The following is a 26,849-nucleotide window of genomic DNA, read 5'->3' as shown; positions in this document are numbered from 1 at the left end:
TCCGTCGCGATGCCCTGCCTCAAGCGTCGTCGCCGTTGCCGGCCGTATCGTCGCCGAGCAGCGTCCCCGCCTCGTCTCCGGGCAACGCCTCGACGTCGCGCAGCTTGCGGCTCATCGCGCGCGTGCGCACCTCGGCCGCCTCGATCGAACGCGCGACCGTCTCCAGTTGCGATTTCGTCTTCGCGAGCACGTCGCCGAACTTGCCGAACTCCGTCTTCACTGCGCCGAGCACCTGCCACACCTCGCTCGAACGCCGCTCGATCGCGAGCGTGCGGAAGCCCATCTGCAGGCTGTTGAGCAGCGCCGTCAGCGTGGTCGGCCCCGCCACCGTGACGCGATAGTCGCGCTGCAGCAGGTCGGTCAGGCCCGGACGCCGCAGGATCTCCGCGTAGAGCCCCTCGGTCGGCAGGAACAGCAGCGCGAAATCGGTCGTGTGCGGCGGCGCCACGTATTTCTCGGCGATGGTGCGCGCCTCGGCCCGCACCCGCGTCTCGAGCGCCCGGCCCGCCTCGTCGATGGCCGCCGTGTCGGCGCGCTCCTGCGCGTCGATCAGGCGCTCGTAGTCCTCGCGCGGGAATTTCGCGTCGATCGGCAGCCACACCGGCGTGGCCGCGTCGCCCGCGTCGGCGCGGCCCGGCAGCCGGATCGCGAACTCGACGCGCTCGTTGCTCTTCGGCACCGTCGCGACGTTCTTCGCGTACTGATCGGGCGTCAGTATCTGCTCGAGCAGCGCCTCGAGCTGCACTTCGCCCCAGGTGCCGCGCGTCTTCACGTTGGTCAGCACCTTCTTCAGGTCGCCGACGCCCGCGGCCAGCGTCTGCATCTCGCCGAGCCCGCGATGCACCTGTTCGAGCCGGTCCGACACGAGCTTGAACGATTCGCCGAGGCGCTGTTCGAGCGTCGCGTGCAACTTCTCGTCGACGGTGCGGCGCATTTCCTCGAGCTTGGCCGCGTTGTTGGCCTCGATGTCCTTCAGACGCTGCTCGAGCGTCGCGCGCACCTCGACAAGGCGCCGGTCGTTCGCCTCGGTTAGCTGCGCGAGCTGCTGAACGAGCTGATTGCCGAAATGCCGCAGCGCCGTGCCCTGTTCCTCGCGCGCCTGCTGGGCCTGCTGCTGCAGGCTCTGGCGCACCGCCTCGAGCTGCTGCGCGTTCGTTTCGGTCAGCTTGACGAGTTGCTGCGCAAAGCCCTCGATCTGGTTGTTCTGCACCGTGGCGATGCTCGTCAACTGGGCCGCGAGCGCCTGCTGGAACTGCGCAAAGCCGCTGCCGAACTCGCTGCGCGAAGCCTGCGCCGTACGCGCGATCTCGTTGCGCAATTCGCGCTCGATGCGCTCGGCGGCCTGCGCCTGGACATCCGCCGCGCCGGCCACGCGCCGGCCGAGTTCTTCGAGCGCGCGCGCGCCCGTTTCGTCTCGACGTCCGCGCGCGAGCGCGAAAAGCGAGACGAGCAACGCGAGCGCGACGACGAGCGTCGCGACGGACATCGACAGCAACGGGCTCATGAACGCGCCTTCCCGAGCACGCCGGGGTTGATCGGCGTCGGCGGCTGGCCGGCGTTAGGGCCCTCGCCCAGCGCGGCGATCAGGTTGTCCGCGGCGAGATTCGCCATGGCGCGACGCGTCGCCCCGCTCGCGCTCGCGATGTGCGGCGTCAGGACGACGTTGGGCACGGTGAGCAGCGCCGGATTCACGGCCGGCTCGCCTTCGAACACGTCGAGCCCCGCCGCCGCGATGCGCCGCTCGCGCAGCGCGTCGGCCAGCGCCGCGTCGTCCACGATGCCGCCGCGCGCGATGTTGGTCAGCGTCGCCGAGGGCTTCATCAGCGCGAGCTCGGCGGCACCGATCGTGTGATGGCTCTCGGGCGTGTACGGCAACACGAGCACGACGTGGTCCGCGCGGCGCAGCAGCTCCTCTTTCGAAACATACCGTGCGTTCAGCTCGGCCTCGATCTGCGGCGCGACGCGCGAGCGGTTGTGATAGATCACCTGCATGTCGAAGCCGCGCGCGCGCCGCGCGAGCGCCTGGCCGATGCGGCCCATGCCGATGACGCCGAGCGTCGCGCCGTAAATGTCCCCGCCCAGAAAGCCGTCGTAGGACCACTTGCGCCAGTGGCCCGCGCGCAGCCAGTGCTCGGATTCCGCGATCCGGCGCGCGGTCGCCATCATCAGCGCCCAGCCGAAGTCGGCCGTGGTTTCGTTGAGCACGTCGGGCGTATTGGTGCCGACCACGTTGGACGCGTTGAAAGCGGCCATGTCGAAGTTGTTGTAGCCGACGGCCAGGTTGGCCACGGCCCTGAGCTTCGGCGCGGCGGCGAGCACCGCGGCGTCGACGCGCTCGCCCGCGGTCAGCGCGCCGTCCTTGTCGGCGATCCGCTGCCTGAACACGTCGGGCGGCAGCGTCTCGCCGTTGTTCCAGTCGACTTCGAAGTATTGCTTGAGCCGCTCGATCACGTCGGGAAAAATCGGACAGGCCACCAGAATTTTTTGCATTGCTCCACTCTCCATGTGTTTTGAACCTCGAACGCGTAGACGTTCGTCCACGCCCTCCTGCTACGCGCGCAGGAAAAACAGCCGGGTCGCCACGGCGAACACCGGAACCAGCACGGCGCCCGACCAGAGAAGATAGCCGAAGAAACCCGGCATGCGAATGCCCCGCGATTCGGCGATGGCTTTCACCATGAAATTCGGCGCGTTGCCGATGTAGGTGTTCGCGCCCATCAGCACGGCGCCGGCCGAGATCGCCGCGAGCGTCGGGGCGCCCGACGTCATCAGCGTCGGCGCGTCGCCGCCGGCCAGGTTGAAGAACACGAGGTAGGTGGGCGCGTTGTCGAGGAACGACGAGAGGAGACCCGTCGCCCAGAAGTACATGACGTTGTCGGGGCCGCCCGACGCGTCGTTCACGAGGTGCGCGAGGCCCGCGAACGGACCGGCGGCGCCGGCGCGCAGCATCAGGATGACGGGCGCGATCGTCGTGAAGATGCCGGCGAACAGCTTCGCGACCTCGGCGATCGGCGCCCAGTCGAAGTCGTTGCCCGAGCGCGCGCGCTTCGGCGTGAGCGCGAGCGAAGCCAGCGCCAGCGCGACCAGTCCGGCGTCGCGCACCGCGTTCTGCAGCGCGAGCGGCACGCCGAGCGGCGCGAACGTAACGCCCGGCTTCCAGAGACCGCTCATCAGCACGAGACCGACCACGCCCGCGAGCAGCGCGAAATTGACCTTGCCTTCGATGCGCAGCCCGTGCCGCGGCCCGTGCGTGTCCGGCGTCGGGTCGCGCGCGGGCGGTCCGGCCTCGTCCGCGCGGCGGAAGTACCAGGCGTCGAGCGCGTAGAACAGCGCGAGCAGCACGCCGCAGACGAACAGCATCGGCACGAGGAGATGCCGCGTGGTCCAGAAAAAGCCCACGCCGTTCAGGAAGCCGAGAAAGAGCGGCGGATCGCCGAGCGGCGAGAGCAACCCGCCCGCGTTCGCCACGAGGAAGACGAAGAACACGACCACGTGCACGACGTGCCGGCGGTTGTCGTTGGCCCGCAGCAGCGGCCGGATCAGCAGCATCGCCGCGCCCGTCGTGCCCATGATGCTCGCGAGCGCCGTGCCGAGCGCGAGTATCGCCGTGTTCGTACGCGGCGAGCCGTGCAGGTTGCCGCGCACGCAAATGCCGCCCGCCACCGTGTAGAGCGCGCCGATGAGCGCGATGAACGGCACGTATTCGTCGACGAGCGCATGGGCGAACAGCGCGAGCGCGGCCGGCGCGCCGTGCGCGGCCGCGAACGGCAGCAGGAACGCGAGCGCCCAGGCGGCGGCAACCTTGCCGAAATGGCGATGCCAGAGCACGGGCGCGAGCATCGGGCCGATCGCGATCGAAAGCAGCATGCCGGCGAACGGCAACCCCCAGAACGCGCAGAGCGCGGCGCCGTCGACCGGCGCCGCGCTCGCGAGAGACGGCCAGCCGGCGCCGGCGGCGGCAAGCGCGAGCCCGATGCTTCCAGCCCGTCGCCGTGCTGGCCGGCAGCCAGTCGCGGGCCTCATTTCGAGGAAAGTTCTTCCTCGACCGGCGTCTCGATGCCGAACACCTGGCGCAGATAGGCGAGATAGGCCTTGTCTTCGCACATGTTTTTGCCCGGCGAGTCGGTCAGCTTGGCGACCGGCTGCCCGTTGCAGCGAACCATCTTGATGACGATCTGCAGGGGCCGGTAGCCGAGGTCGTTGGTCAGGTTCGTGCCGACGCCGAACGCGAGCTTGCAGCGTCCGCGAAAACGCTCGTAGAGCTCGATCACCTTCGGGATGTCGAGCGCGTCGGAGAACACGAGCACCTTGGTGCGCGGATCGCAGCGGTTCTCCTCGTAGTGCCGGATGAGCCGCTCGCCCCACTCGAACGGATCGCCCGAGTCGTGGCGCGCGCCGTCGAACAGCTTGCAGAAATACATGTCGAAGTCGCGCAGGAACGCCCGCATGCCGTAGACGTCCGACAGCGCGATGCCGAGGTCGCCCCGGTACTCCTTGGCCCACATTTCGAAACCGAAGATCTGCGAATCGCGCAGGCGCGGGCCGAGCGACTGGCAGGCCTGCAGGTACTCGTGCGCCATCGTGCCGAGCGGCGTGAGGCCGTGCTTCATCGCGTAAAACACGTTGCTCGTGCCGGCGAACTGCGGCCCGAGATCGGACTTCAGCGTGAGAATCACCTCCTCGTGCCAGTCCTTCGAGAAGCGCCGCCGCGTGCCGTAGTCGGCGATCTTGCAGTCGGCGAACTCGGGCTTCGCGCCGAGCAGCCCGATCTTGCGGTCCAGCCGCTCGCGCCCTTCCCCGTACTGCGGCTGCTGCTGCGTGTTGCGGAAATAGACCTCGTTGACGACGGCGAGCACCGGAATCTCGAAGAGAATGGTGTGCAGCCACGGTCCCTTGATCTCGATGTCGATTTCGCCGTTGCCCTTCTCCGACGGCCGGATCGAAATGCACTTTTCGTTCAGATGGAAAAGCGCGAGAAAATCGACGAAGTCGCTTTTCAGGAAGCGCAACTGGCGCAGATAGTCGAGCTCCGCGTCGGTGAAGCGCAGCGTGCAGAGCGAGGCCACCTCGGCGCGGATCTCGTCGACGTAGGGCACGAGGTCGACGCCGGGCGTGCGGCAGCGAAAGCGGTATTCGACGTGCGCGGCCGGGAAATGATGCAGGACCACCTGCATCATCGTGAACTTGTACAGGTCGGTGTCGAGCAGCGAGGTAATGGTCATGATGGACGGGCCGGACTGCGATCGGACGAAACGGGCGCCGGGCCGCGGCGGTGCGGTGTCGGGACGCGCCTTCTGGTGTGCCCCCATGTTACCCGAATGCGTCCGGGCTCATCGGACACTCCGGCACGGCGGGCGGCGGAACGGGGGCCTGCGCGGCCCGCCGGCGCCCATAAACTAATCACGAAACGATCTAAGCGCGCGCGTGCGCGTCTGGATGGGACATTTCCCGTTACGTTACAATATCGGTCCTGGCGTTTCGCCGCCCCCAAATATCTCCCCGATACTGCATGCAGGAGTTGCCTGAATGACCCACGTTGTGACCGAAAGCTGCATCAAGTGCCGCTATACCGACTGCGTCGATGTGTGCCCGGTGGACTGCTTTCGCGAAGGTCCCAACTTCCTCGCGATCGATCCGGACGAGTGCATCGACTGCGCCGTGTGCGTCGCCGAATGCCCGGTGAACGCCATCTACGCGGAAGAAGACGTGCCGGGCGACCAGCAGACGTTCATCGCGCTGAACGCCGAACTTGCGAAGGGCTGGCCCAGCATCACGAAGACCAAGACCGCGCTGCCCGAAGCCGACGAATTCAAGGACGTGAAGGACAAGCTCGCGCTGCTCGCGCGCTGATTGTTCCCGGCCGTGCCGGGCGCGGCCCAGGCCGCGCGCCGCCGCCGGCCTGTTGACAGGCCTTCGCCCGCACCATAGAATCTCGTTCTTGGCTTTTGTTGTTCCCCGATAGCTCAGTTGGTAGAGCGCCGGACTGTTAATCCGTAGGTCCCTGGTTCGAGCCCAGGTCGGGGAGCCAAAGAAATACGCAAGAGCCCGTTCACGCGACGGGCTTTTTCATGTCGCCGAAAAGTTGCCGTATCGCTGTTCCCCGATAGCTCAGTCGGTAGAGCGCCGGACTGTTAATCCGTAGGTCCCTGGTTCGAGCCCAGGTCGGGGAGCCAAAGAAATCAAGGGGTTGCGTGTAGACGCAACCCCTTTTCTTTTGCAAAGGTTCAACGAAGGTTCAACGCAGAAAAAACAGTCCAAGGTTCAACGCCCGTTGAACCCGCCACGGCGCCACCCACATCTCCCCTCCATTTCGACGAACGTTGCATTTCCGCGACGGACTGCCTCTGGTTTAGCAATCACGAAACCGGCGGACGAAGACTCAGAGCGCCCAAGTTAGCCAGCAGGTTCTTATTTAAGCCAGCTTACCTAAGCCTCACCGTTATTTAAATAAACGGCACCTTGTTTAAATAAGAGTCGGCGGCCATAATTTCCGCATGACTGACCAGAACTCAACGAATACCCGGCTTGGCCGCTTCGTCGAAACCGCTGTGGGCGGAGAGACCGTGCGCACCTTTGTGCCACCCGCTTTGCCACCGGAGCCGCCGATCGACATCTTGGGCCTACTCGAACGGCTGAGCCTCGCCGAGCGAGCGCTCGGGCGGTTGGATGGCATCACCATGCTCCTTCCCCGCCAAGAGCTCTTCCTCTACATGTATGTACGAAAGGAAGCCGTCCTCTCGTCCCAGATCGAAGGTACTCAATCAACGCTGACGGATCTCCTTCGCTTCGAAACCGAAGCGCAGGCGGGTCAGCCCATCGACGACATTCGCGAGGTGTCGAACTATGTCGATGCCATGATGTACGGGTTGGATCGACTCCAAACCCTGCCGCTGTCCTTACGACTGATCCGCGAAATGCATGCCCGCCTGCTGCAGAACGGCAGAGGTGGCTCGAAAAGCCCCGGCGAATTTCGCCGCTCGCAAAACTGGATCGGCGGCACGCGACCGGGCAATGCCTTGTATGTGCCGCCCCCGGTCAACGAACTCGATACTTGCCTCGATGCGCTTGAGCGATTCATGCACGAAGACCGTTCACGCCTGCCGACAATCATCAAAGCTGGCCTGCTCCATGTCCAGTTCGAGAGCATTCACCCGTTCCTCGACGGCAATGGTCGTATCGGACGGCTTCTGGTTACCCTGTTCTTGAACGTACACGGGGTATTGCGCTCGCCGCTGCTTTATCTGAGCCTTTACCTGAAAACGCATCGGGCGGACTACTACCGACTACTGCAGGAAGTACGCGAGCGCGGCGCTTGGGAGCCGTGGCTCGAGTTTTTCCTCGATGGGGTCGCCGAGACGGCAAATCAGGCCTTCGATGCTGCCACGCGCATCGTCGCCCTCTTCAAGGAAGATCGCGAACGCATCACGGCTGAAAGCGAGCGCGCCAGTTCTGCCCTACGCATCCACGAGTTGCTACAGCAGAATCCGTTCCTCACTGCCAACGTACTTGTTGAACGTACCGGCCTGAGCGCTCCTACGATCAATTCTGCGCTCGCCGACCTCGAGCGACTCCAGGTCGTCGAGGAAGTAACGGGCCGCAAGCGCGGTCGTGTCTTCGGCTATCGCCGCTACCTCGCCATACTCAGTGAAGGCACGGACCCATTGCCCACCCCCTCTACCACACTCGATAAGTAACATTTGCTTTACATTACTCGGGCAGTGCTCCGAGCATGAGGCAAAGACGCGAACTACGGTGCACAGATCTTTTTCCGCGATGCCAGCGTGAATCAAAAGTTCACGCCATGTGCTGTGCACGACCACATATGAGAAAACAAGATGGCCAAAGTATTTCTTTATAGTGATGAGTCAGGTTCGAAGGGTTATGCCGATCGCGGAGAGGCATATCCTGGTGAGGTTGGCGTCTTTGCCGGTATTCTGGTTCCCGAATCCGAAATTGGAAAGGTCAAACCCGCCTTCGATTCCATTGCGCAAAAATATGCCCCGTCTTCGGGCAAGCTGCATATTGCCGATCTGGATACCGACCAACAGCAGGCCCTACGCGAAGAACTCTACGCAGCCATCCGTCAATATTGGTTGCCGTGCTTCTGGTATGCGATACACGTCGAGGGGTTTCACCAATTCCACATGGATCAACAGCTAGCACTGCAACAAAGCGCGGCCGCAATAAAGGCCGCACGTGGCGACGCAGAGCCAAGGGTCAAGCGTGGCAGTCCGCGGGTCGACGTTCCCTCTATGCATGTGGCGCTTTTCTCCGGCCTGTATTCGCACCTGGTCGCCTTTCTTCTCGAACGAAAGCAGAACCGGGTGGATGTGGAAATCCGCACGGATCAAGTCGACACACCTATCGTGAAACAATTCGAACAGGTGGCGAAGGAACTGCTGAATGACGATCCGGAAGTCATCAAGACCAAGGGTTTTGACACCCTGACGAAACAGGTTGTGAAGGGCTCGATCACGACATCCGTCCAGTGGCCTGACGAACTGAAAATATCCCCGGTTGTGAAGGGCTTGAGCATCGAAACCGTCCCGGATAGCGATGGATTGGTCCTAGCCGCAGATGTGCTCGCGAACAGCCTGCTGTACCTGTTCAAGAATCGCGATGCCGTTGAGCTATACGCCCCCCTCAATCGACAAACAGCGATTGCCTCGCATCCGCTCGCTCAACGGCTCGATGCCTTTTATAACTGGGGCTCCGACGACCTGGTCGGTGATCGTCTATACCGTCACCCTCTCGCGAAATAACACAGACCACCCGAGTCTCGTCGAGCCAGCGTCGGGTGGCTCAACGGCGTCGCCAAGCGCCCTCCCAATCTTTACATCTATGCCGGAAGAGGCTCCGGCCTGTCCTAGGCAGTAATTACAGCGCAATGCTGCGTGGCAAACGGCTTGTCTTTGTATTCATTTTTGATTATATTGAATACGCCAATCACATCAGGAGCATGCCATGCCCCGGACAACCACTACCACCATGACGGTCCGCCTCAGTGGAACCCTCAGCGACTTCGTCGCGGCAAACGTGGGTGAGCATGGCTCCTATGAAAACGTCAGTGAGTACATGCGGGATCTGATCCGCCGCGACATGGAACGCGTCGAACAGGAAGCGCTTGACAGGCTGAAAGCGGAACTGACGCATGCCTATGCGGCGCCCGAGTCCTCGTACAAGCCGTTGACGGCGGCCGAGGTGATTGCACGCAATCGGACCTGACAGCATGTCCAGAGTGCATGTCCGGGTCCAGGAGGCCGCGTCCTACCGAATCGACGAGATCTACCGTTACACTCGTGATCGTTGGGGGGAGCAGCAGGCTGAACGCTATATCACCGGCATGTTCGAAGCCTTCGACGGGATCGAGAACCACAAAATACCATCGAAGCCCATCCCCGCCGAATTCGGCATCGAAGGCTACTTCTTCCGGTATGAGCGGCACTTCGTCTACTGGCGCCGGCTCTCGAAAGGCGACATTGGTATTGTGACAATCCTGCACGAGCGGATGCATCAGATCGATCGTTTCCGGGATGACTTCGGCCTTTGATTGCTTTGCCCGCCATCGACCTGCTGCTCTCCGTACTACCACCACCTACCTGAATCCTTCCATCTCTTCTGAAGGAGCCATGCTGTGGATGCGCCCCGAAAAATCAAGGCTCCGACTGTTCCGTGCCCGTCCTGCCCGTGGCGACGGGATCAGGACGCCCGGGATATTCCGAACTTCAGCCTCGAAAAAGCGGAAAGTCTTGCGGCAACCTGCCCCGACGAACGCGGCATGGGACCGTCTTTCAGCGCCTCCTGGTTTGCCTGTCACCAATCGCCAGAAGGACACGAAATTCCCTGCGCCGGCTGGCTCTCCATGGTCGGTCACGCACACCCGCGGGTGCGTATCGCCATCATGGAGGGACGCCTCAATCGTCGGGCGCTTGAGGCGCCCGCGGACGGCCCAGAGCTTCATCAGACATACGGCGAAGTGCTGGCCAAGCTGCGGGCTTCACTTAAGTAAGTTCGCAACCTATGCGCGCGAGTTGATCCGATGCCATCTCCCTCCAGCAAAGTAGGCCGTATCGTAGAATCACGGCTGTGTCCATCACGTATCACAGCCGCCGCAAGCTGCTTTGCCGTATGTCCCGTCCATCCCGCTCCGTCCATCGCAAACCGCGCCTGACCCGGGCCATGTTGCTGCCGCTCCCTGCCGCAGCCGTGCGCAACCGCTCGCTGAAATTCCATGCGTGTCTTGAAACCGTTCGCAGGGGCTTCGGCCAGCCTCAACACCTGGTCGAGCTGGCAAGCCTGATGTACATCACGTGGTTTCTGCAGCGCGCCGGGTACGGCGACCTGCCGCTCGCGCAATTCCACGAGGCGGAGCAGTACATGGAACTGGCCAACCGGCGTGGCGCCGAAAAGGGTACATGGTTGCTCGACAACGAAGGTTACCCGAGTTTCGAGTGCCTTCTGACGCTGCATGACCAGCAGCTCTCCGCGGCTCCCGCACACGCCATTGTCAGTGCCGAAGATGAACTGATGCGCTTCATCGACGGCGACAGTCCTTCGCCACTACCGGCCATGCCGGCTTGATAAATACATGGCCCGCCCGTCCACCAAGGCAAGTCCATCGAGCCGCCGGCCGCTCACGCGCGCCATGCTGCTCCCCCTACCGGCCGCGGTAGCGCAGACCGCATCACTGCAGAACCACCTGGCGCTCGAGACGCTCCGGCATGGCTATGGTGCAAGCACCCAGGTTTCATTCCTGTTCCGGGCGGTTTTCCTGACGTATCTCCTGCGCGATCGCGTGAAGGACTGCTGTGGCATCGAGACATTCCGGAATGCCGAGGCGGCCCTGTACCGCTGCACCCGGCGGGCGGCAGATGACGGCGTATGGCTGCTTCCCGAAGCAGACATCCATGATCTGATGCTGATCCTTGCCGTCCACGACCGGCAACTCGCGTCCGTGCCGACTCACGCTCACGACGCAGCACGTGCAACCGTATTGCGCTATGCGACAGGCAACGAGCCGTCGCCCATCCCCCAAGCCGATGCCAATATCCCGGCGCCGGGCGGATGAATCCAGGGCCGGCACATACCAGGAGAAAGATCGATGAAGATAATCCGAAGCCGCGAATTCACGGCAGAGCGTCCCTGGGGCGCACTGGATATCGCCAGCATGAACGGAACAACTGTCCGCCTGCACTGGACCGACCAGCCGTACAGGTGGCATGTCAATGACGGCGAGGAAGTCTTTGCCGTGCTCGACGGCATCGTCGACATGCACTACCGCGAGTCGGGCATCGAACACATCACGGTCCTGCATGCCGGCGACATTTTCTTTGCAGGTATCGGCTGCGAGCATGTAGCTCACCCGAAAGGACAGGCCCGTATTCTGGTCATCGAACGGGAAGGAAGCGTCTGAAAACAATCTACATCGGCCCTTGTCCCCTGCCGATGAACCGGCAGGCAACCGACAGTGTCCATCCTGCCACTGAGACTGCCCGCCATGAGACGAATGCAGGTCGGCGTCCCCGTCAGTCGGGAGAATCCATTCCCGACTGCTGATAGTTCTGGATACCGACCTTGTCGACCAGGCTGATCTGCGTTTCCAGCCAGTCGATATGTTCCTCGGTGTCGTCCAGGATCTTCACAAAGATCTCCCTGGATACGAAATCACTCACGGATTCGCAGTAAGCGATGGCCTCCTTGCAGGTGGCCTGAGAAATCTGCTCGAGCTTCAGATCACATCCCAGGATCTCCTGGGTCGTCTCGCCAATCAGCAGCTTGTGCAGGTCCTGAAGATTCGGCAGTCCGTCCAGCATGAAAACTCGCTGGATGAGCCGGTCTGCATGCCGCATTTCGCCAATCGACTCGTCGTATTCGTGTTTGCCAAACTCATCCAGGCCCCAGTGCTTGTACATGCGCGCATGCAGGAAATACTGGTTGATGGCGGTCAACTCGTTTTTCAGTTGTGCATTCAGGTATTCAATGACTTTCGGATCGCCCCGCATCAACGCTCCCGAGCATGGAAAACACAGACCCCGGCGGCCTGATTGAATCCAAGCATAGGACATGCCCATGGCCACGTCCGGAATGAAAACGGTAACGGTTCTCTTTTCTGCGTGCCAACCCCGCACCCGACTCCGGGAATCGACGAGGTGCTATGTACGAGCTGGCAGATTCGCAGGGCCGAATGCGATCCCCGGCATGACCGCGCGCAGCGGCAGCCGCGCCCGCCCAGTGCGAACCTCCCGGCTCGCCGCCAGTCGCTCTGCGAACGCCGCTGGTGTACGGCGACCTCGCTCCAGCCTTCGCGTCCTGCCTTGTCGCGACCGCCGCTCTTCCGCATTGGCATCAAGCCTGGCAAGGGGATTGAGATGTCGTGTCTCGGCCAGGTGCTCCGGCGACAGGTGTGCATAGCGCATCGTCATCGCGAGGCTGTGGTGACCCAGCGCGCGCTGCAGGGAAAGGATATTGCCGCCGTTCATCATGAAATGGCTCGCAAAGGTATGCCGCAGCACGTGCGTCAGCTGACCCTTCGGCAGTACGATCTTCGCACGCTCCACTGCCTCGCGGAACGCCGACCACGCCGACCCAAAAATGCGATCACCCTCGCCATGGCTCTTACGGTGTGCCCGCAACATCCTCTCCAGTTCACGGGTAACCGGCACACCACGCGCCTTGCTCGATTTTGTCTTGACGAACTGGATCACCCCCGAGCGTACCTGGGACATGCGCAACCTCTCAGCTTCGCCCCATCGGGCGCCTGTCGCAAGACAAACTTTCGAGATCAGCATGACATGCACATTCTTGCTTTTCTGAAGTTCTTCCAGCAAGATCCGGATCTGCTCAAGCGTCAGATAGCTTAATTCGGTATCCTGAATCTTGAAGGCGCGCAATTCACTGAGTGGATTGCCAAGCTTCCATTTCTTGAGGCGCTTCAGTTCGTTGAACATCGCCCTCATGTAAGCGTGCTCACGATTCATGTTGTTCTGGGTGATCCCTTCGGCCAGCCGCTTCGAGCGATACTCCGCAAACATGTCTGTCGTGAAGAGATCAGCCCTTGGATCCCCCAACGCCCTGCATATCTGGAGCAACCGGCTTTTCGTATCCTCGCCTGCATTCAAGCCTGACCCATGCAGGACAAACCACAGCTCGACCAGTTCCGACAGCCGTCGCGGATCCTTGCGTGCCGGCATCCATTCGGGTGCCTCCTGAACTTTCCCGAGGACATAACGCTTCCAGCCCTCGGCTTCAGCCTTCGTCGGAAAAGTCTTTTTCAGCCGCCGGGCCCCGCGGCCACCCGGCTGAATGTCGACCTGCCACCCTGACAGCACCTGCTTGATCGTCATCTCATGTCCTCTTCAACATGACCGGATCAGCGCAGCGTGTCATCATTCACTGGCCGGTCCCGCCCCCTGCTTTCCGTATCGCCTGCACGTAAAAGAGATCCCACGGATCCTGGTGAGCCGATCGAGCATCCTTGCCGAGCACCGGCGATCCACCTGTTTCGCCCTTGCTCTCCCGCCGGCCTACAGACGGCCGGTCCTTTCCCCGAATGTGACGGCATCGCACGATACGCTCCGCCTCACGCTGATGCCACAATGCCTGGAGCTGTTCGTAGTCCGACGTGCCCGCCATCCGGTAAGCAGCGTCCGCCAGCGGACTCTCATGCCAATGTGCCAGCGGCCGGGTACGCTCAACCGCGTACAGCCTCTCCCGATCATCCTCACCGTTGACATGACCCTCCGCTGCAAGCTGCGTCTCCAGGGCCAACGAAACCCGGAAATATTCTTCAGAAGCCGCCGACCCCTGGTACAGCCGCTCGGGAAACGTCTGCGCGGTCATCGGCGCCACATGGCCATTGACGGCATCGGTGATGCCCGTCGCCAGCCAGAACGCGTAAGACGGGAACAGTCTCGCCAGCGCCTGGAGCATGTCCGACGTCACCTTCTGCTCACGCGCGTATACCTTGCGCCAGCGACGCGACAGCACCCCCGTGCGCTCGGCAAGCCGCTCCCAGAACCCATGCCCGCCCAGTACTGGCGTGCCATCCGATTCCGGCTGCCCGCCGGGAGCGCGATCCCCCGCCTGCTCGCGCAGCAGCAGAATCACGCGGTCTTCCATGGTTGTTGACACGATTGCGATATCTCCAGTATAACATCCCAAACAAGACATTTGTACTTTTAAAGGACAAATAACCTATGGGGGACTGATGTACTCTGGAGAGTATTATGGACCAGTCTTCCAGTCTCACTGCCGTGCCGTCGCCGGCCTACGCCTCGCCGCTCGTCACCCGCGAACGATTCGCCGAGCTGGTTGGCCTGCCGATCGGGGTCGTCATCGGCTTTGTCAACCGGGGTTACATTCCGACCGTGTCGATCGGCAAGTACAGCCTCGTCAATCTCGAACTGCTGCGCAAGCGCTGCCTGGAGAAGGAATTCGACTACAGCTCACGGCCGCAACGCTGATATCCGCCCCGGGATGGATCATGCTCCTCCGTAACGCCCAGGCCGGCCTGGCGCCATGGCATGCCGTCGGGATGCGCACGCTCACGCTTTCGCCGCTGTGCATGCCCGGGCTCGAGCGGCGTCAGATCCGCAAAGCCACAGTTCTGCAATACCGCGCAAAAACCTTCGGGCGTAAGACTTCGGTGCGCACCGATACGCACCTGGCCCGGCTGGGCGAGCACATCGCTGAATGTCGAGAGTACTTGCCAGGCATCATCGAACACCTCCAGCCTGGGTGCGATGACCCGGTCAAGCTGGAACCAGCGGACTGCCATTTCGCCCAGGGTTCCCGCTTCGGCACGACGTCGCAGACCGAAATTGACTTCATCCAGATAAGGCACCTCGCGCAAGGTCGCATCGCCATACCAAGCCCGCCGCAGGTGAATGTAATAACGCTGATCGCCGGTATCCATTTTCTTTCCTCCATTCCCCCGGCAATATGATATGTATTCCTTAACTTATAAATCGAGTCGCCTGCTCATTCAAGTCCTTTCTTCCTCGTCACGATCACCGCCCGCCACGCATCACGCCCCGCTCATTGCCGGGTATCAGACGTACATGGGAACAGGCGCCGCCCAATCGAGGCTGCAGTCCGGAATATCCCGGGGGTCCCGGTCGAGACACCGCGGGCAGGAAAGTCAGTGCGGTGCAGGCGCCTCGACCTGTTTGGAGGGATTCACTGTCGCTTTCTCTCCATGAGCCATACGATTTCCACCTCGCTCAACTCACGGCAAAACGTTCTTTCATCATCCCGAGTTCATCGTCAACCGTCTCCTGGGTCCGACGATCTTCACCGGGGCGATAGCGCTCGCGAGCCCGCTCAATGGACATGACGACGACAGGCGGCCAGCCAAACTGATCTGCGGCAATGTCCACGACGAACGCCGCACCGCCGCTGGACACGCCCTCAACCCAGTAATGCCCATGCCAGACACCCGAAGGGTCAATGGCACCTCCATCAAGATACCCCTCTCCCCCGCGAACAACCGCCTCGCACTCCCCGAATTTCTCCAGCGACTGCTGCAGCAGAATCGATGCCCACAGACAGGTTCCCGAGACGTCACCTATCTTGCTGACTGCCAGAACCCGTATGAATATCCCGCGCACGCTCGCGCAAAACTCGGCGACCCGATCCAGATCATTCACGACAGGTCTCACACGGGATTCCAGTGTCATGGTTCAAAATCCCGTCTGATTTCCGTTGCATGTACCAGTCAACCGGCACCGCTATTCAATACGCTTACCTTGCCCTTCACGCCGTTGCCTCTGCAATTTCCGCTTTCGGCACCTCGGCGGCCTTTACCGATGCCTTTTTAACGGCAACCGTCCGCTTGCCCGGTGCAGTGATCGTCTTGCCCGACGCCGCCGTTTTGGCCGCCACTTTCCTGGCTGAAGCGCCCTTCACTGCAGTCTTTGCGCCAGACGTTTTCCTGGCGGCGGTCTTCTTTACGGTAGCCTTCTTCGCAGCGACCTTCTTCGCAGCGACCGTCTTGCGGGCCTTCACCGTTTTGGCTACCGGCTTCCTGCCTGCCGATTTCGATTGGGCTGCCACAACAGCATCCTCTGCCACATCGGCAATCAGGAATTTGCTGCGATCCCTGACGTTGGCGATCCATGCCGGCGGACGGGCACGGCCACTCCATGTCGCACCCGTTTTCGGATCACGATACTTCGGTGGCAACTTGCCCTTGGAGCCATTGACTTTCACGCTCTTGTTCCCCGTGCCCTTTACCGACTTCACCCGGCCCTTTCGGCCATTGAGGTGCGCTTCGATATCCGCAATACTCAGACCATGTTTTTCGACGATATCGCGAATACGGTCAAGTGCATGAGTGGCTTCCCGAATGGCAATTGCCTCTGCCTGAGCCTGCAGTTTCTTGATTTTCATGTGGATGGCTTCGAGTGTCGGCATGATGACCTCTATGAGTTAACTTGCAACGACACTATGCCATGATTGCCCCGAATTTCCATCTGTCGCGGCCGGTTTGTCTGGCCTGCGTTCCGTTCATGCGCCTGCCACTCAGCATCGATATCTGCACTCTTCCGGATATTTGCCGATCTCACCGGATCCTGAATCGAGATATCCCCGTCACTCATCTGTCCAGACACAAAAGCATTCCCTGCGTAAATGTTCGCGCCAACCGCGTGTATCATCTATAGGCTCCCGTAACATCCATGAATGCTCTGCCGCCATCAGGCAGCATGGCAAATCTCCCGGTTTCGCAGCATGTACGCAGCAGCCTGGCCTCCCCTGACGATGTACTGAACGCGTTCTGCACGGGCCGCCGCACAGCCGGCGATCCGTGCGAACCGACATGCCCCCCCGTGAAATATTCAAGGCGGGCAGTTTTGTTTCGCCCCTGCGCCTGACGACAGGCACCGGGCGAACGGTACTTCGTCATGGATGGACAATATGCGTATCTTCAATACGATGGCGGCGCACGCCATCCCGTTTATCCCCCGCGCGCTGATCCGCAAAATCTCACGCCGCTACATTGCCGGCGACTCGCTGGCCGATGCCGTCGAGCGCGTCCGTAACCTCAATGCCCAGGGTTTCACCGCCACGCTTGATGTGCTGGGAGAAACCGTTTCGTCGTCCAGTGAAGCCGAAGCGACGGCGGCAGAATATCTGCGTGTGATCGATGTGATCCAGACACAAGGCCTCGAGGCCGGGATCTCGATCAAGCCGTCCGCACTCGGATTGCTGATCGCCCCGGACACATGCGAGCGCCTCGTCGAACAGATCGTGGACACCGCTGCGGCCCAGGGCATCTTCGTCTGCATCGACATGGAAGATGCAGACTGCACACAGAAGGAAATCGACCTTTTCGTCAGGGTAGCCGCTACCCGTGCAAACGTCGGCCTTGCCTTGCAGGCCTATCTGAAACGCAGCGACCGGGACATCGTCTCCCTGTTGAACGCAAAGCACACGCTACGCATCTGCAAGGGCATTTACGCGGAACATCCGTCGCATCTCATAGAGGGGGCGTGTGAAGATCGCAGCAGAATCAACGCGCCATTCATTCGTTACGTATCGCGCTGTTTCAGGGCAAATGCCTTCGTCAGTATCGCGACGCATGATGCTGCATTAATCGATGCGATTGTCGCCCTGGTACATCACGATGAGGTAGACCGCACCCGCTTCGAATTCCAGATGCTCCTCGGCGTGTGCGAGCCCTTGCGGAACAAGTTACTCAGCATGGGATTCAGGGTCTGCATCTATGTGCCCTATGGCGAGGACTGGTACGGTTACAGTATTCGCCGCATCAAGGAAAATCCGCGCATCGCGGGCCATGTGATCAAGGCCACCCTGAGCCGGGCATAGTCTGGCCATGCCGGTCCGCTGCCTGCGGGTCGGCTGTCCGGGCCAGACAGGCACACCGGCGTGCCTGAAGGTAGAAAACGTGCGGATCGCACAGTATGATCGCCTGATCCCCTATCCATGGAAACCTGCATATGCCCGACAAGGAAGACGCCGCTGTACCGGCACCCACATGGGTCGTCGAGCGGCTGGCCGCATTTTCCGAAGGCGATACCGGGGGCAATCCCGCGGGCGTCGTCATCTGCGCGGTATTGCCAGATGCCACGGCGATGCAGTCGATTGCCGCAGAGGTCGACTATTCCGAGACCGCGTTTGCCTCGCCTGTCGATGAAGGCTGGCGGGTACGCTACTTCGCACCGGAAATCGAGGTGCCCTTCTGCGGGCACGCAACCATTGCCCTGGGCGCGGCCCTCGCGCTACGTCAGGGCGACGGGCTGTTCCAACTGCATCTCAACGAGGCCCGGATCACGGTCGAGGGATATCGGTCAGGCTCAAGACTGACCGCCACCCTTCAGTCGCCGCCGACGCGCAGCGAGCCCGCTCCGGCCGACCTCGTGCAGCAGAGCCTGGCGCTTTTCGGCTACACCCTGGACGATCTCGATCCGCGACTGCCGCCCGCCGTCGCCGAGGGCGGAGCCAGGCACCTCATTCTGGCGCTCGCGAAGCGTAGCCGTCTGTCCAGCATGCACTACGACCTGGCACACGGCCGGACATTGATGCTCGCACACGGCTTCGCCACCATTGCACTCGTACACGCCGCCGACTCACGCCTGTTTCATGCCCGCAATCCCTTCGCCGCAGGAGGCGTATACGAGGATCCCGCGACCGGTGCCGCAGCCGCGGCCCTGGCTGGCTACCTCAGGGATATCCGATGGCCGCATCAAGGTGCCATCGACATCATCCAGGGCGTAGAGATGGGTATGCCCAGCCGCCTGCATGCTGAAATCTCTCCCGACGCCGGGGCAAGCATCCGGATTTCCGGCACGGTCCGAACCCTGGCGTGAAATGAGTTCGAACCGAGCACCGAACCCCGTCCACATCACCGGCCTCACCACCGAACCGGTGCCGGCCTGACCAGCATGCGCAATCCCACTCCCGTCGTCTTCATTCATGGCTTCATCGGCACACTCGACATTGCCGACTACGCGTTTCCACACGCCATGCCCGACCTGCTCGGTTACGGCGAGCACCAGGCCGCTCCGTTTGACACCATAACGCTATCCGGTCAGGTCGAGCATCTCCGCCGGTTTGTTGACTCTCACTTCGGGAGCAAGCCCGTCGACCTGGTCGGCCATTCCGTTGGTGGTGCGATCGCCATGCTGTTCGCCCACACATACCCCGAGTACGTCCGCAGGGTCGTCAATGTCGAAGGAAACTTCACATTGGACGATGCGTTCTGGTCGGCCTCGGTAGGACGGATGAGTCCGGGCGAAGCCGCCGCCATGCTGAACGGGTTCCGCTCGGATCCGTCAGCGTGGATAAATGGCGCCGTTACCGAACCCGCACCGCATCTGGAGGGTATCGCCGCCCGCTGGCTGGCTCACCAGCCAGCGTCCACGCTTCGCGCAATGGGGCAGTCGGTTGTCACGATAACGGGCAGCGCCGACTACCCGGGGCTGCTCGAACAGGTCTTCAACCGGCATCCGGTGTACCTGCTTTCAGGCGAGCGCTCCCACAAAAGCTGGAACGTACCCCGCCGGGCATGGGAAAAATGTGCAGGACATCAGATGCTCGCCGGCAGCGGCCATCTGATGATGCTCGACGATCCCGCCACCTTTTCGGCGGCGATCAGGCGATGCCTGGTCGAATAGATCCGCGGGGCATCAGGTTCCGCGCAGGATCGTCGTAGAGCGCGAAGACAACACCTGACTGCGCCCACCAGAAAGATGTTTTCAGGTAGTAGCGACCGCCTGTATGCCGAAATTACGAGGGACAATATTACGACACCGCCGTGCTTTTACTGCCCAGCACCCGTTGACCAGTACGTGTATGGGTAGGTCCCCGAGCACCCTTGAAAACCCGCCACCCGCCGTTCGTGTACGGTCAGCAATAGATCCGCGGGCGTGAAAGCGGATGTCAGCGCAAGCATTAGCCTCAATTCTTCCTACGCCATCCAGGCCAATGGCCTGAGCCCGATTCCATGCCAGTCCGTCGACCGTCTCCTGCGCAACGTTCGACAGAGTTTCGTCCTGGTCAGCGCCGCTGTGCCAGCACGCCATGTGGCTGACCGTTCCGTCAATATGTCCGTCGACAATCACACTTGCACCGCTACGCCCGACTATGCGGCCATCCGTGCCGCCAGGGAGTCGATCAAGCACAAGGGTAGTAAAGACGTCGAGCACACCGAGATTGTCGAGCAGCTGAATTCCGCTGCATGCGTACGCATCCTGGAAGTTGCGGAAATACGGGCGGCCATCATCAACCCGGACAAGGAGACGACGGCCGCTTTCGCGCGCGAGCCGGTGCAATCTGACCGTCAATGTCGGGGAAACGCATAGCTGTGAACCAATTCCGAGGCCCAGACGCAGCGTATCGCTCTCCCGTCCGTCGAGATGATGCGAGTAACTGCGCTGAAAGATATCCCACGGCTGCTGGACCGGCCCGCTTCCTTCGCCTAACCACCGGTCCGAGCACGTCATGTGCAATGCCACCCGCAATCCAGCCGCCTGGGCAAGGTGCGTAGTGGACGGTACATCGGCCGCAAACACGCAAAGCGTCGTATATCCGCGCAAGACAGCGGAGACCAGCACCCTGAAAAGTTCGCGGGCCTCGGTGGCCGACCCGGAAATACCTGACATACCGTCATCGACCGGAAGAGGCCAGGGATGATCTTCCGCCGCCGCATACCCGCCTCCCGTCTGCCGCCGCGTCAACGCCGTGCCGACCCGTCCCGGCAAGCAGACGAATGGCTCCCCATCAAAACGGTCTTTCAGGCGCGAGCGGCGCGGCGGTGCAATACGGGCGATCCGGCCGCCTTCAATCTCGATGTCGCCGGCCACCAGACACCCCCTCGACGAATCGTAGTAGAGGGTATTCTGGATAACCCACGCCTGATGCAAGCTTCTGGATTCCACAATCGCCTCCCCACCATCCGACACCCGTCCGTGCAGTACGACTGAGCATGACCGCGTGCCGTCATGCCTGGATCACTACTCTGAAATGGCAAGAAACACAGCCACGAGCACCATGCACACCCCGAACACATAGCCCTGTATCTTCATCGACTGAGCACTCTTGACTCGCTCGAAGATCAGTTGACCTCCGTAAATCCACGGCAGGTGGCACAGCACGCACAGGATCGTGAAGACGATGGATATCTGCACGACCTGCACATAAAGCGGCACGATCGTCGTCAGGAACTGGGAGAACAGCACAAAGATCATCGTATGAATCTTCGGATTCAGCGACACCGACATGAAACCGTCCACAGCGTTCAGCTTCTTGATGTCCTGCTGCGCACCCAGCGATGAAGACTTGAAGAAACCATAGGCAAGGTACAGCGTGTAAAGGATGCCGGCCCACTTGAGAATCATGCGCAGATGCGGATATTCGATCAGCACACGGCTCAGCCCGAAGCCATACACGAAGCACCAGACCAGATTGGCTGCCTCGAACCCGGCAAGGAACGGCAGCGTGCCGCGCACACCGAATTTTCCACCTGCGGTCGCGAGTATGGTGTTGCCCGGGCCCGGGCTGATAATCATCGGTATCGAAAAGCCCAGAATGAGCAACCACACTTCAAGCGATATCATTGTTTCCCCTGCTCTCAGACCTGTTTGAACATGCGTCGGGTACCGCAGCGCTCATGCGCCGTGGTACCCGATCCCCTCCAGCCCGACCTACACCGCGATCGTACTGCCCGCCTTCGCATCATGTGGCGCGCTCTCCGGCTTGCCGGACGCACGGCCCTGTCCGAGATAGAACCGGTTGCCCACCACGAACCCATCCAGTTCCCGATCCCGGCAATACTCTGCAAGGTCGCTCGTCCGGTTGATGAATCCCCGTCCATTGAAGTTCAGGGATGTGTTGCAGAGCACGCCATAGCCCGTCCGCTGTTTAAAGGCACTGAGGAGGTCGTACAGCGCCGGCGTCGATCCACGCGACACGGTCTGCACGCGTGCGCTCCCGTCCACATGGGTAATCGCCTTCAGCGACGCGTCGCGGACGCGGCTAAAATGCAGCATGTAGGGAGACGGACGCTCACGGCCAAACAGCGCGCTCGCGTCTTCCTCCAGGCACAACGGCGCGATCGGACGATATCCTTCGCGATTCTTGATCCGGTTCAGGCGCGTGGTCGTATCCGCACTGAACGGCGCAGCGAGAATCGACCGGTGCCCCAGCGCCCGCGGGCCGATTTCGTAGCGCCCCTGGACCCAGGCAATCACGTTGCCAGCCTCGAGGAACTGCGCAACCGTATCGATGTCGAGCGGATGGACGGAGAAACCGTCCGGCACACCCTCGACATCGTCCTGGAATTCGTCGCCGGCATAGACGCTCCATTCGATCTTCGCGTTGCCGCTGAGGAAATGCTGCGCGTCGATTCCCGTCCCGATGGCGGAACCCGAATCGTTCGGACACGGCGGAATGAATACGCTCTCGAACAGCCCCGAGTCCTCCCAGTTCGTATTCCAGTCGCAGTTCAGCCCGCAACCGCCCGCAATCAGCAGCGGATATCCTTTTGTCAGGTGCTGCCGGGCAAAGGCATGAAACCGCTCGAACAGTGCGTCACTGAACTTGCCCGCCAGGTTCTTGAATTCCGTCGATGCCACGCCAATGTCGTAGAACGGCGTCCAGTCGTACGACTCCTTCGGACGCCCCAGCAGCAATCCGTCCGAGCCGAGAATCGTGTCGATCAGCTTCTGCTCGTCTTCCGTTGCCGGCGCCCTGTCGGAATAGGCGGCCAGTGCCATCAGCTTCCCGGCATCCTCGTACCGGAAGTGGCCCTTGATGGGCGGAAAGCCCGGATCGCCGATCATGAACAGCGACGAATACTTGTTGCCCGGATCCGTCAGCACCCGGCCGACATGATGAACGACAACGTTGCTGTCGATCTCGTAGAAGTCGCCGATGTTGCCTTCCCATACGAGGCAGTACACCGGCTGCCCCTGCGGGTATGGCGACATCCCGTATGCGCCGAGGATGTGGGAACGCTCATGGGTCGAGGAAAACACCTTGACCTCCTTGCCCATGAAGTTCTGACTCCGGTGCCGAATGCCCGACTCTTCCCATCCGTAGTAACCGGCCTCGGTCTGCCGCTCGACAGAGTGAAAACCCTTCACCCAGCCGCTGATCGCAATCGCGTCCGGTATCCGGTCGAGCCGTTTTGCAGCCAGCGTCACGAGCTCCGGCGTGATGCGGTCATATCGTGGAAACGAGTCCTTCTCCGCTTCCAGCGAAAACAGGAGCTTGCCGTTGTCGATCGCTGCGAGCGTGCCATCGTGACCGCCCTTGAATGAAAGAATCAGCATGTTCGATATTCCTCTTCTACAGGTAACAGGTTTCGTCGCGCCAGAGTCCCGCCTGGTCGGAAGGCAGAAGCCTCAGCGCGCCACTTTTTGGATTTCGTCAAGCAGTTCCTCCAGCCCCGCACAGCAAGTCCCGATTCCGGCCGCCTCCCGTATGGCGGGTGGTGCGTTCACCAGGAATCCATGCTCGGCCTGACGGAGCATGCCGAGGTCGTTGTACGAATCGCCGGCGGCAATCACCGTGAAACCCAGCGCCTGCAGCGACCTGACCACCTGGGGCTTCTGGTCAACCAGACGCGGACGCCATCCTGTCAGCCGCCCATCGTCTCCGATGATCAGGTTGTGACAGAAGACTGTGGGCAAACCGAGTTTCGGCGCCAGCGGCAGAAGAAATTCATAGAAGGAATCCGAAATAAGTGCGCAAGGCCACCTTCTTCGAACTTCCGAGAGAAACGCCACTGCACCGGGCAGCGGCTCGACCTCGCGCACGATGCGCAGGATGTCCGTGTATGACACATCGTGCTGGCGCAGCAACTCACACCGGCGCAGCATCAGGGCATTGAAATCCGGTTCGTCACGCGTCGTCAGCGACAGACCCGCAATGTCCGTCACCGAGGCAATGCGGATCCAAATCTCCGGCAGCAGCACCCCCTCCACATCAAGACAAATGAAGTTCATGCTGCTTCTCCGCATACAGTGACCTGCTTGATATCCAGGCCGAGACATTCCGATACCGCCAGGTGAGCGTCCGACAGTGCGCGTGAATAGGCTCCGCCGGATGGCACATAGTGGTTGTAGTAGGTCGCGCCTTCAACGGCCGGCCCCAAAACCCAGATACCTGGCACGGGTACGCCACTGGCATCCACCGGATGACCGCATGTGTCGATCGCGACGCCGTACAGCCCGGCTGCACGGTCAACCGCCTGCAGCAGCCCCGCCCCGGCCATTGAAGCGAGAGGTTCCCGGTCCGGGCCATCCAGGCCGCTTCCGCCAACGCGTGCAACGACAAGCCAGTCCAGCCAGACCGGCGTCCAGTCCGGCCGGTCGGATGCCAGCTCGAAGCGGCCAGCCGCCTCGCGCCACACGCACTGGCCGCCGGCCGGCGCGATCTCCACAATCCCCGCATCCATCAGCGCCAGCAGATCCTCATGGCGCTCTTTCTGCGGCCCCGCCACCAGACGGTTGATGAGCGCCGCATACTGACGGTAAAAGACCCGCCTCGATACGGGCGTGAGACCCGAATGGTCGACGGCAGCGCGAAGCACATCACGCAAATCCCGCCATACTTCCAGCGCGACCTTCACCGGACTCGCCGGCACGCCGAGCCGTCCCTCCGCGAGATCCGCCTCGATGTACCCGCGAACCCACCGGGCATAGTCCGCTCCGTCCAGTGACCCGGGAACTTCCGCGATCAGATAATCGTTCGGCTCGAACGCGCCATAGCACGCCGCAAGTGCGGCAAACACGTCCCCAGCCGCACCGAGTGGAAACGCCCCGGCCAGTTCAGCGGCGACGGCATGCGCCTGTTGCTCGCCCTCCCGCCTCGCGCAAGCGATGTAAAACGCCGCCCGCATCTCGTCACGCATCAGCGGAAGCAGGTCCCGCTCAAAGTCGAGCTGGCCACCGAGTACCCGGGCGCGAAGCGCAGACACTGTTTCCAGATTGAGAAATATCGGCTGATGCCGGCGCGTGCCGGCCGCCGACACAGGCCGCACCCGGAACGGCAGACCGCTTCTCGAGAAGAGGACAACATGCGGTTCACGGCCCGAAGGGTGGTAGCGGACGTGATGCCCGGTTCGCTCAAATCTCCCGCCCCGCCCCCAGGTAAGCGCTGCGACGACGTCCATGGCCGCAAGCCCGAGACCTTCGACCCCAACCTTCTCGTACGGCGTAATGCCATCGAGGACAGCCGGCATCGGATAAGGACTGGCGATCTTCCGTGTGCCCGCCGCATCATTCCGGGGACATCCGGCATGACCGACGGTCAGGAATACCCGATCCATCTCCTCGGTCACACCGGTCGAGGTACGTAGCACAAAGCGCGCGCGCACAACGTCACGCACGAGACTCACCACCTTCTGACGATAGAAGACCAGCTTCAGGTTCGGCGGTAGATTCCTCGCCACGACCCCGTAAAACCAGCCCAGATACTCGCCGAGGATGCGCCGTGGCAGAAAATCGGTCGGCTCGACCGGACGGCCGCCGCCCTTGCAGGGCAGCCCGTCCACACCGATCTCGATGCCCCGTTCGCGACACCATTCGTAGAGGTTCGGACCTGTCCGCTCCTCGACCGCGTTGATTGCGGCGCGATCGGGAAACATGCTGAGCTGACCAGCAATCGTATTGAGCAGCAGATAATCCGGCTGGGCTGGCCCGTGAGCGCCAGTGCCCGGCTCGCCAGGCTCGAAAATGCAGACCCGGACCTCGTGCCCGTGCAGATGACGGGACAGCGTGACCAGGCGCTCCAGCACGCTCAGGCCGCGCGATCCGAGACCGACAATGCCCACGTTCAGCCGCGGCATCCTCTGATCAAAAGCAGCCCCGGTTACCATCGCGAGGTCTCCCCAAAAAAGCCCGGAACGTCAACGGCAAGACCGCGCGCACAGGCCTCGTCGTACACACGACGGCCCAGCGCGAGATCGAGAATTCCCATCCCAAACGGCGAAAATACTGCCGGGCGGGTCTCGTCGCGCACAATCTCGCCACGGATCAGTCCGGCAAGCGTTCCGCCCACGAAATGGCGGTCACCGCACAGCTTTTCCGCGAGATGGGGGGACGTGTCTGCCTTCAGGCAATGATCGACATCATCGAATAGATTGAAGGCCGAGAGAATCGCTTCCGGAGCGAGGTCTCGAAGCGAAATGTTGAGGATCGTCTGGCGTGGCAGAAAGCCATGCACTGGCCGTACATAGGGCGATGACGCGTTCGTCGCAAACACGACCAGATCCGCTGCCAGGGCCGCATCCAGCCCATCCGCAATAACAACCTTCGCAGTCCCGAAGCGGGACTGCGCGTGCGCCCACAGCGCCGCTGCCGACGTCGCGTCAGTATCGTGGACGAGAGCTTCGCCGAACTCCCAGCCATCGGCCACAAACATCTCCACGATGTTGCGCGCAATCACGCCGGCCCCGACGAAAGCGATGGTGCTGGCCGCGCGCCGACGACCATTGAGCCAGTACGCGCCCAGCACGGCAGACGCCGCCGTGCGCGCTGCGCTGATCAGCGCGCCCTCCAGGCAGGCAAAGGGGTATCCCGTTGCCGGATCGTTCAGCAGCAGTACGGCAGAAGCCCGCGGCAGCCCCCTGTCCACATTCTGCGGAAAGCTCGCAATCCACTTGATCCCGGCGACCCGGATATCCCCGCCGATCGATGCCGGCAGCGCGATGATGCGATCACGTGGTGCATCCGGAAATCGCAGGAAGTAGCTGTCCGGATTGACCGTCAGATGATCGTGATGCGCCAGGTAGGCTGCCTGCACGTCGGCGATCGCCGATGCGGCCCGCTCCGCCAGCACCGACTTCACCGCAGTTCCCGGAATGACCTTGAAGTCGAACATGATGA

The 26,849-nt window shown here is 61.8% G+C and carries 29 protein-coding genes and 2 tRNA genes; 15 read left to right on the top strand and 16 right to left on the bottom strand.

The features are described 5' to 3' along the window. Nucleotides 1–19: 19 nt before the first annotated feature. Genes CY652_RS10150 through pncB form a run of 4 tightly spaced genes read right to left on the bottom strand, consistent with a single transcriptional unit; the run spans nt 20 to nt 5,222 of the window. Nucleotides 20–1,486 (bottom strand): DNA recombination protein RmuC, encoded by a 1,467-nt coding sequence (locus tag CY652_RS10150; protein WP_374703648.1) that lies wholly within the window; start codon nt 1,484–1,486, stop codon nt 20–22. A gap of 14 nt (nt 1,487–1,500) precedes the next feature. Continuing rightward, entirely contained in the window at nt 1,501–2,490 is a 990-nt protein-coding gene (locus CY652_RS10145; RefSeq protein ID WP_102130576.1) for a 2-hydroxyacid dehydrogenase, read from the bottom strand. A gap of 60 nt (nt 2,491–2,550) precedes the next feature. Further along, nucleotides 2,551–4,023 (bottom strand): sodium:proton antiporter, encoded by a 1,473-nt coding sequence (locus CY652_RS10140; RefSeq protein ID WP_102130575.1) that lies wholly within the window; start codon nt 4,021–4,023, stop codon nt 2,551–2,553. After that, nucleotides 4,020–5,222, bottom strand: a complete 1,203-nt coding sequence (pncB, locus tag CY652_RS10135; RefSeq protein ID WP_102130574.1) for a nicotinate phosphoribosyltransferase — start codon at nt 5,220–5,222, stop codon at nt 4,020–4,022. The genes CY652_RS10140 and pncB overlap by 4 nt, the downstream gene beginning before the upstream one ends. A 304-nt stretch (nt 5,223–5,526) precedes the next feature. Between pncB and fdxA the strand changes: the two genes are divergently transcribed. The 11 genes from fdxA (at nt 5,527) to CY652_RS10080 (ending at nt 11,413) form a co-directional block, all read left to right on the top strand. Then, a complete protein-coding gene (fdxA, locus tag CY652_RS10125; RefSeq protein WP_102130573.1) occupies nt 5,527–5,850 on the top strand; it encodes a ferredoxin FdxA in 324 nt (107 codons plus the stop codon). Nucleotides 5,851–5,952: 102 nt separating this feature from the next. Beyond that, nucleotides 5,953–6,028, top strand: a tRNA-Asn gene (locus tag CY652_RS10120). A 69-nt stretch (nt 6,029–6,097) separates the two neighbouring features. Continuing rightward, nucleotides 6,098–6,173 (top strand) — tRNA-Asn (locus CY652_RS10115). A 321-nt stretch (nt 6,174–6,494) separates the two neighbouring features. Then, the gene (locus CY652_RS10110; RefSeq protein WP_102130572.1) at nt 6,495–7,694 is read left to right on the top strand and encodes a Fic family protein; all 1,200 of its coding nucleotides are present in this window, start codon (nt 6,495–6,497) and stop codon (nt 7,692–7,694) included. Nucleotides 7,695–7,835: 141 nt separating this feature from the next. Next, complete coding sequence (locus CY652_RS10105) at nt 7,836–8,762, top strand: hypothetical protein (RefSeq protein ID WP_102130571.1); 927 nt, start codon at nt 7,836–7,838, stop codon at nt 8,760–8,762. A 202-nt stretch (nt 8,763–8,964) separates the two neighbouring features. Then, nucleotides 8,965–9,225: a ribbon-helix-helix domain-containing protein gene (locus tag CY652_RS10100; RefSeq protein WP_102130570.1), complete on the top strand. Its 261-nt coding sequence runs from the start codon at nt 8,965–8,967 to the stop codon at nt 9,223–9,225. A gap of 4 nt (nt 9,226–9,229) precedes the next feature. Further along, entirely contained in the window at nt 9,230–9,550 is a 321-nt protein-coding gene (locus CY652_RS10095) for a type II toxin-antitoxin system RelE/ParE family toxin (RefSeq protein WP_102130569.1), read from the top strand. 84 nt (nt 9,551–9,634) lie between these two features. Further along, nucleotides 9,635–10,009: a DUF6283 family protein gene (locus CY652_RS23945; RefSeq protein WP_146010059.1), complete on the top strand. Its 375-nt coding sequence runs from the start codon at nt 9,635–9,637 to the stop codon at nt 10,007–10,009. Between the two features lie 170 nt (nt 10,010–10,179). Further along, complete coding sequence (locus tag CY652_RS10090; protein ID WP_102130568.1) at nt 10,180–10,581, top strand: hypothetical protein; 402 nt, start codon at nt 10,180–10,182, stop codon at nt 10,579–10,581. A 7-nt stretch (nt 10,582–10,588) separates the two neighbouring features. Further along, nucleotides 10,589–11,068 carry a hypothetical protein gene (locus tag CY652_RS10085; protein ID WP_146010058.1) on the top strand — a complete coding sequence of 160 codons (480 nt, stop codon included), beginning with the start codon at nt 10,589–10,591 and terminating at the stop codon, nt 11,066–11,068. A 33-nt stretch (nt 11,069–11,101) separates the two neighbouring features. Then, the gene (locus CY652_RS10080) at nt 11,102–11,413 is read left to right on the top strand and encodes a cupin (RefSeq protein WP_102130566.1); all 312 of its coding nucleotides are present in this window, start codon (nt 11,102–11,104) and stop codon (nt 11,411–11,413) included. Between the two features lie 112 nt (nt 11,414–11,525). On the opposite strand, the gene bfr is transcribed toward CY652_RS10080, so the two are convergent. From bfr to CY652_RS10065, 3 genes are all read right to left on the bottom strand, one after another. After that, nucleotides 11,526–12,002 (bottom strand): bacterioferritin, encoded by a 477-nt coding sequence (gene bfr / locus CY652_RS10075; protein WP_102130565.1) that lies wholly within the window; start codon nt 12,000–12,002, stop codon nt 11,526–11,528. Nucleotides 12,003–12,152: 150 nt separating this feature from the next. Beyond that, nucleotides 12,153–13,343 carry a phage integrase gene (locus CY652_RS10070; protein WP_102130564.1) on the bottom strand — a complete coding sequence of 397 codons (1,191 nt, stop codon included), beginning with the start codon at nt 13,341–13,343 and terminating at the stop codon, nt 12,153–12,155. Between the two features lie 46 nt (nt 13,344–13,389). Beyond that, entirely contained in the window at nt 13,390–14,106 is a 717-nt protein-coding gene (locus tag CY652_RS10065; RefSeq protein ID WP_146010057.1) for a hypothetical protein, read from the bottom strand. Nucleotides 14,107–14,225: 119 nt separating this feature from the next. Between CY652_RS10065 and CY652_RS10060 the strand changes: the two genes are divergently transcribed. Next, nucleotides 14,226–14,462: a hypothetical protein gene (locus tag CY652_RS10060; protein ID WP_102130562.1), complete on the top strand. Its 237-nt coding sequence runs from the start codon at nt 14,226–14,228 to the stop codon at nt 14,460–14,462. Here CY652_RS10060 and CY652_RS23940 read toward each other — a convergent pair. The 3 genes from CY652_RS23940 to CY652_RS10045 form a co-directional block, all read right to left on the bottom strand. Beyond that, nucleotides 14,438–14,914, bottom strand: coding sequence for a hypothetical protein (locus CY652_RS23940; RefSeq protein ID WP_146010056.1), 477 nt, complete (start codon nt 14,912–14,914; stop codon nt 14,438–14,440). The two genes, CY652_RS10060 and CY652_RS23940, sit on opposite strands and share 25 nt — an antisense overlap. Before the next feature lie 307 nt (nt 14,915–15,221). Further along, on the bottom strand, nt 15,222–15,677 hold the full coding sequence (locus CY652_RS10050; RefSeq protein WP_258002263.1) for a hypothetical protein: 456 nt from the start codon (nt 15,675–15,677) through the stop codon (nt 15,222–15,224). A gap of 76 nt (nt 15,678–15,753) precedes the next feature. Further along, nucleotides 15,754–16,413 (bottom strand): H-NS histone family protein, encoded by a 660-nt coding sequence (locus CY652_RS10045; protein ID WP_102130560.1) that lies wholly within the window; start codon nt 16,411–16,413, stop codon nt 15,754–15,756. Nucleotides 16,414–16,914: 501 nt separating this feature from the next. Here CY652_RS10045 and CY652_RS10040 point away from each other — a divergent pair. From CY652_RS10040 to CY652_RS10030, 3 genes are all read left to right on the top strand, one after another. Further along, nucleotides 16,915–17,826 carry a proline dehydrogenase family protein gene (locus tag CY652_RS10040; protein WP_102130701.1) on the top strand — a complete coding sequence of 304 codons (912 nt, stop codon included), beginning with the start codon at nt 16,915–16,917 and terminating at the stop codon, nt 17,824–17,826. Nucleotides 17,827–17,957: 131 nt separating this feature from the next. After that, nucleotides 17,958–18,827, top strand: coding sequence for a PhzF family phenazine biosynthesis protein (locus CY652_RS10035; RefSeq protein WP_102130559.1), 870 nt, complete (start codon nt 17,958–17,960; stop codon nt 18,825–18,827). 75 nt (nt 18,828–18,902) lie between these two features. After that, nucleotides 18,903–19,634 carry an alpha/beta fold hydrolase gene (locus CY652_RS10030; protein ID WP_102130558.1) on the top strand — a complete coding sequence of 244 codons (732 nt, stop codon included), beginning with the start codon at nt 18,903–18,905 and terminating at the stop codon, nt 19,632–19,634. Between the two features lie 81 nt (nt 19,635–19,715). On the opposite strand, the gene CY652_RS23935 is transcribed toward CY652_RS10030, so the two are convergent. From CY652_RS23935 to sbnB, 6 genes are all read right to left on the bottom strand, one after another. Continuing rightward, nucleotides 19,716–20,897 carry an amidohydrolase family protein gene (locus CY652_RS23935; protein WP_146010055.1) on the bottom strand — a complete coding sequence of 394 codons (1,182 nt, stop codon included), beginning with the start codon at nt 20,895–20,897 and terminating at the stop codon, nt 19,716–19,718. A gap of 75 nt (nt 20,898–20,972) precedes the next feature. Continuing rightward, nucleotides 20,973–21,575 (bottom strand): LysE family translocator, encoded by a 603-nt coding sequence (locus CY652_RS10020; protein ID WP_102130556.1) that lies wholly within the window; start codon nt 21,573–21,575, stop codon nt 20,973–20,975. 87 nt (nt 21,576–21,662) lie between these two features. Continuing rightward, nucleotides 21,663–23,291: a carbamoyltransferase C-terminal domain-containing protein gene (locus CY652_RS10015; protein WP_102130555.1), complete on the bottom strand. Its 1,629-nt coding sequence runs from the start codon at nt 23,289–23,291 to the stop codon at nt 21,663–21,665. A gap of 72 nt (nt 23,292–23,363) precedes the next feature. Next, the gene (thrH, locus tag CY652_RS10010) at nt 23,364–23,966 is read right to left on the bottom strand and encodes a bifunctional phosphoserine phosphatase/homoserine phosphotransferase ThrH (RefSeq protein ID WP_180970515.1); all 603 of its coding nucleotides are present in this window, start codon (nt 23,964–23,966) and stop codon (nt 23,364–23,366) included. Further along, nucleotides 23,963–25,840, bottom strand: coding sequence for an FAD/NAD(P)-binding protein (locus CY652_RS10005; RefSeq protein WP_102130553.1), 1,878 nt, complete (start codon nt 25,838–25,840; stop codon nt 23,963–23,965). Before CY652_RS10005 ends, thrH begins: the two co-directional genes overlap by 4 nt. Then, the gene (sbnB, locus tag CY652_RS10000; RefSeq protein WP_102130552.1) at nt 25,834–26,844 is read right to left on the bottom strand and encodes a 2,3-diaminopropionate biosynthesis protein SbnB; all 1,011 of its coding nucleotides are present in this window, start codon (nt 26,842–26,844) and stop codon (nt 25,834–25,836) included. Before sbnB ends, CY652_RS10005 begins: the two co-directional genes overlap by 7 nt. Nucleotides 26,845–26,849: the final 5 nt, after the last annotated feature.

Source organism: Burkholderia sp. WAC0059 (assembly GCF_002870125.1).
In the GTDB taxonomy this organism is placed as follows: domain Bacteria; phylum Pseudomonadota; class Gammaproteobacteria; order Burkholderiales; family Burkholderiaceae; genus Paraburkholderia.
This window is presented reverse-complemented; position numbering and strand designations above follow the sequence as displayed.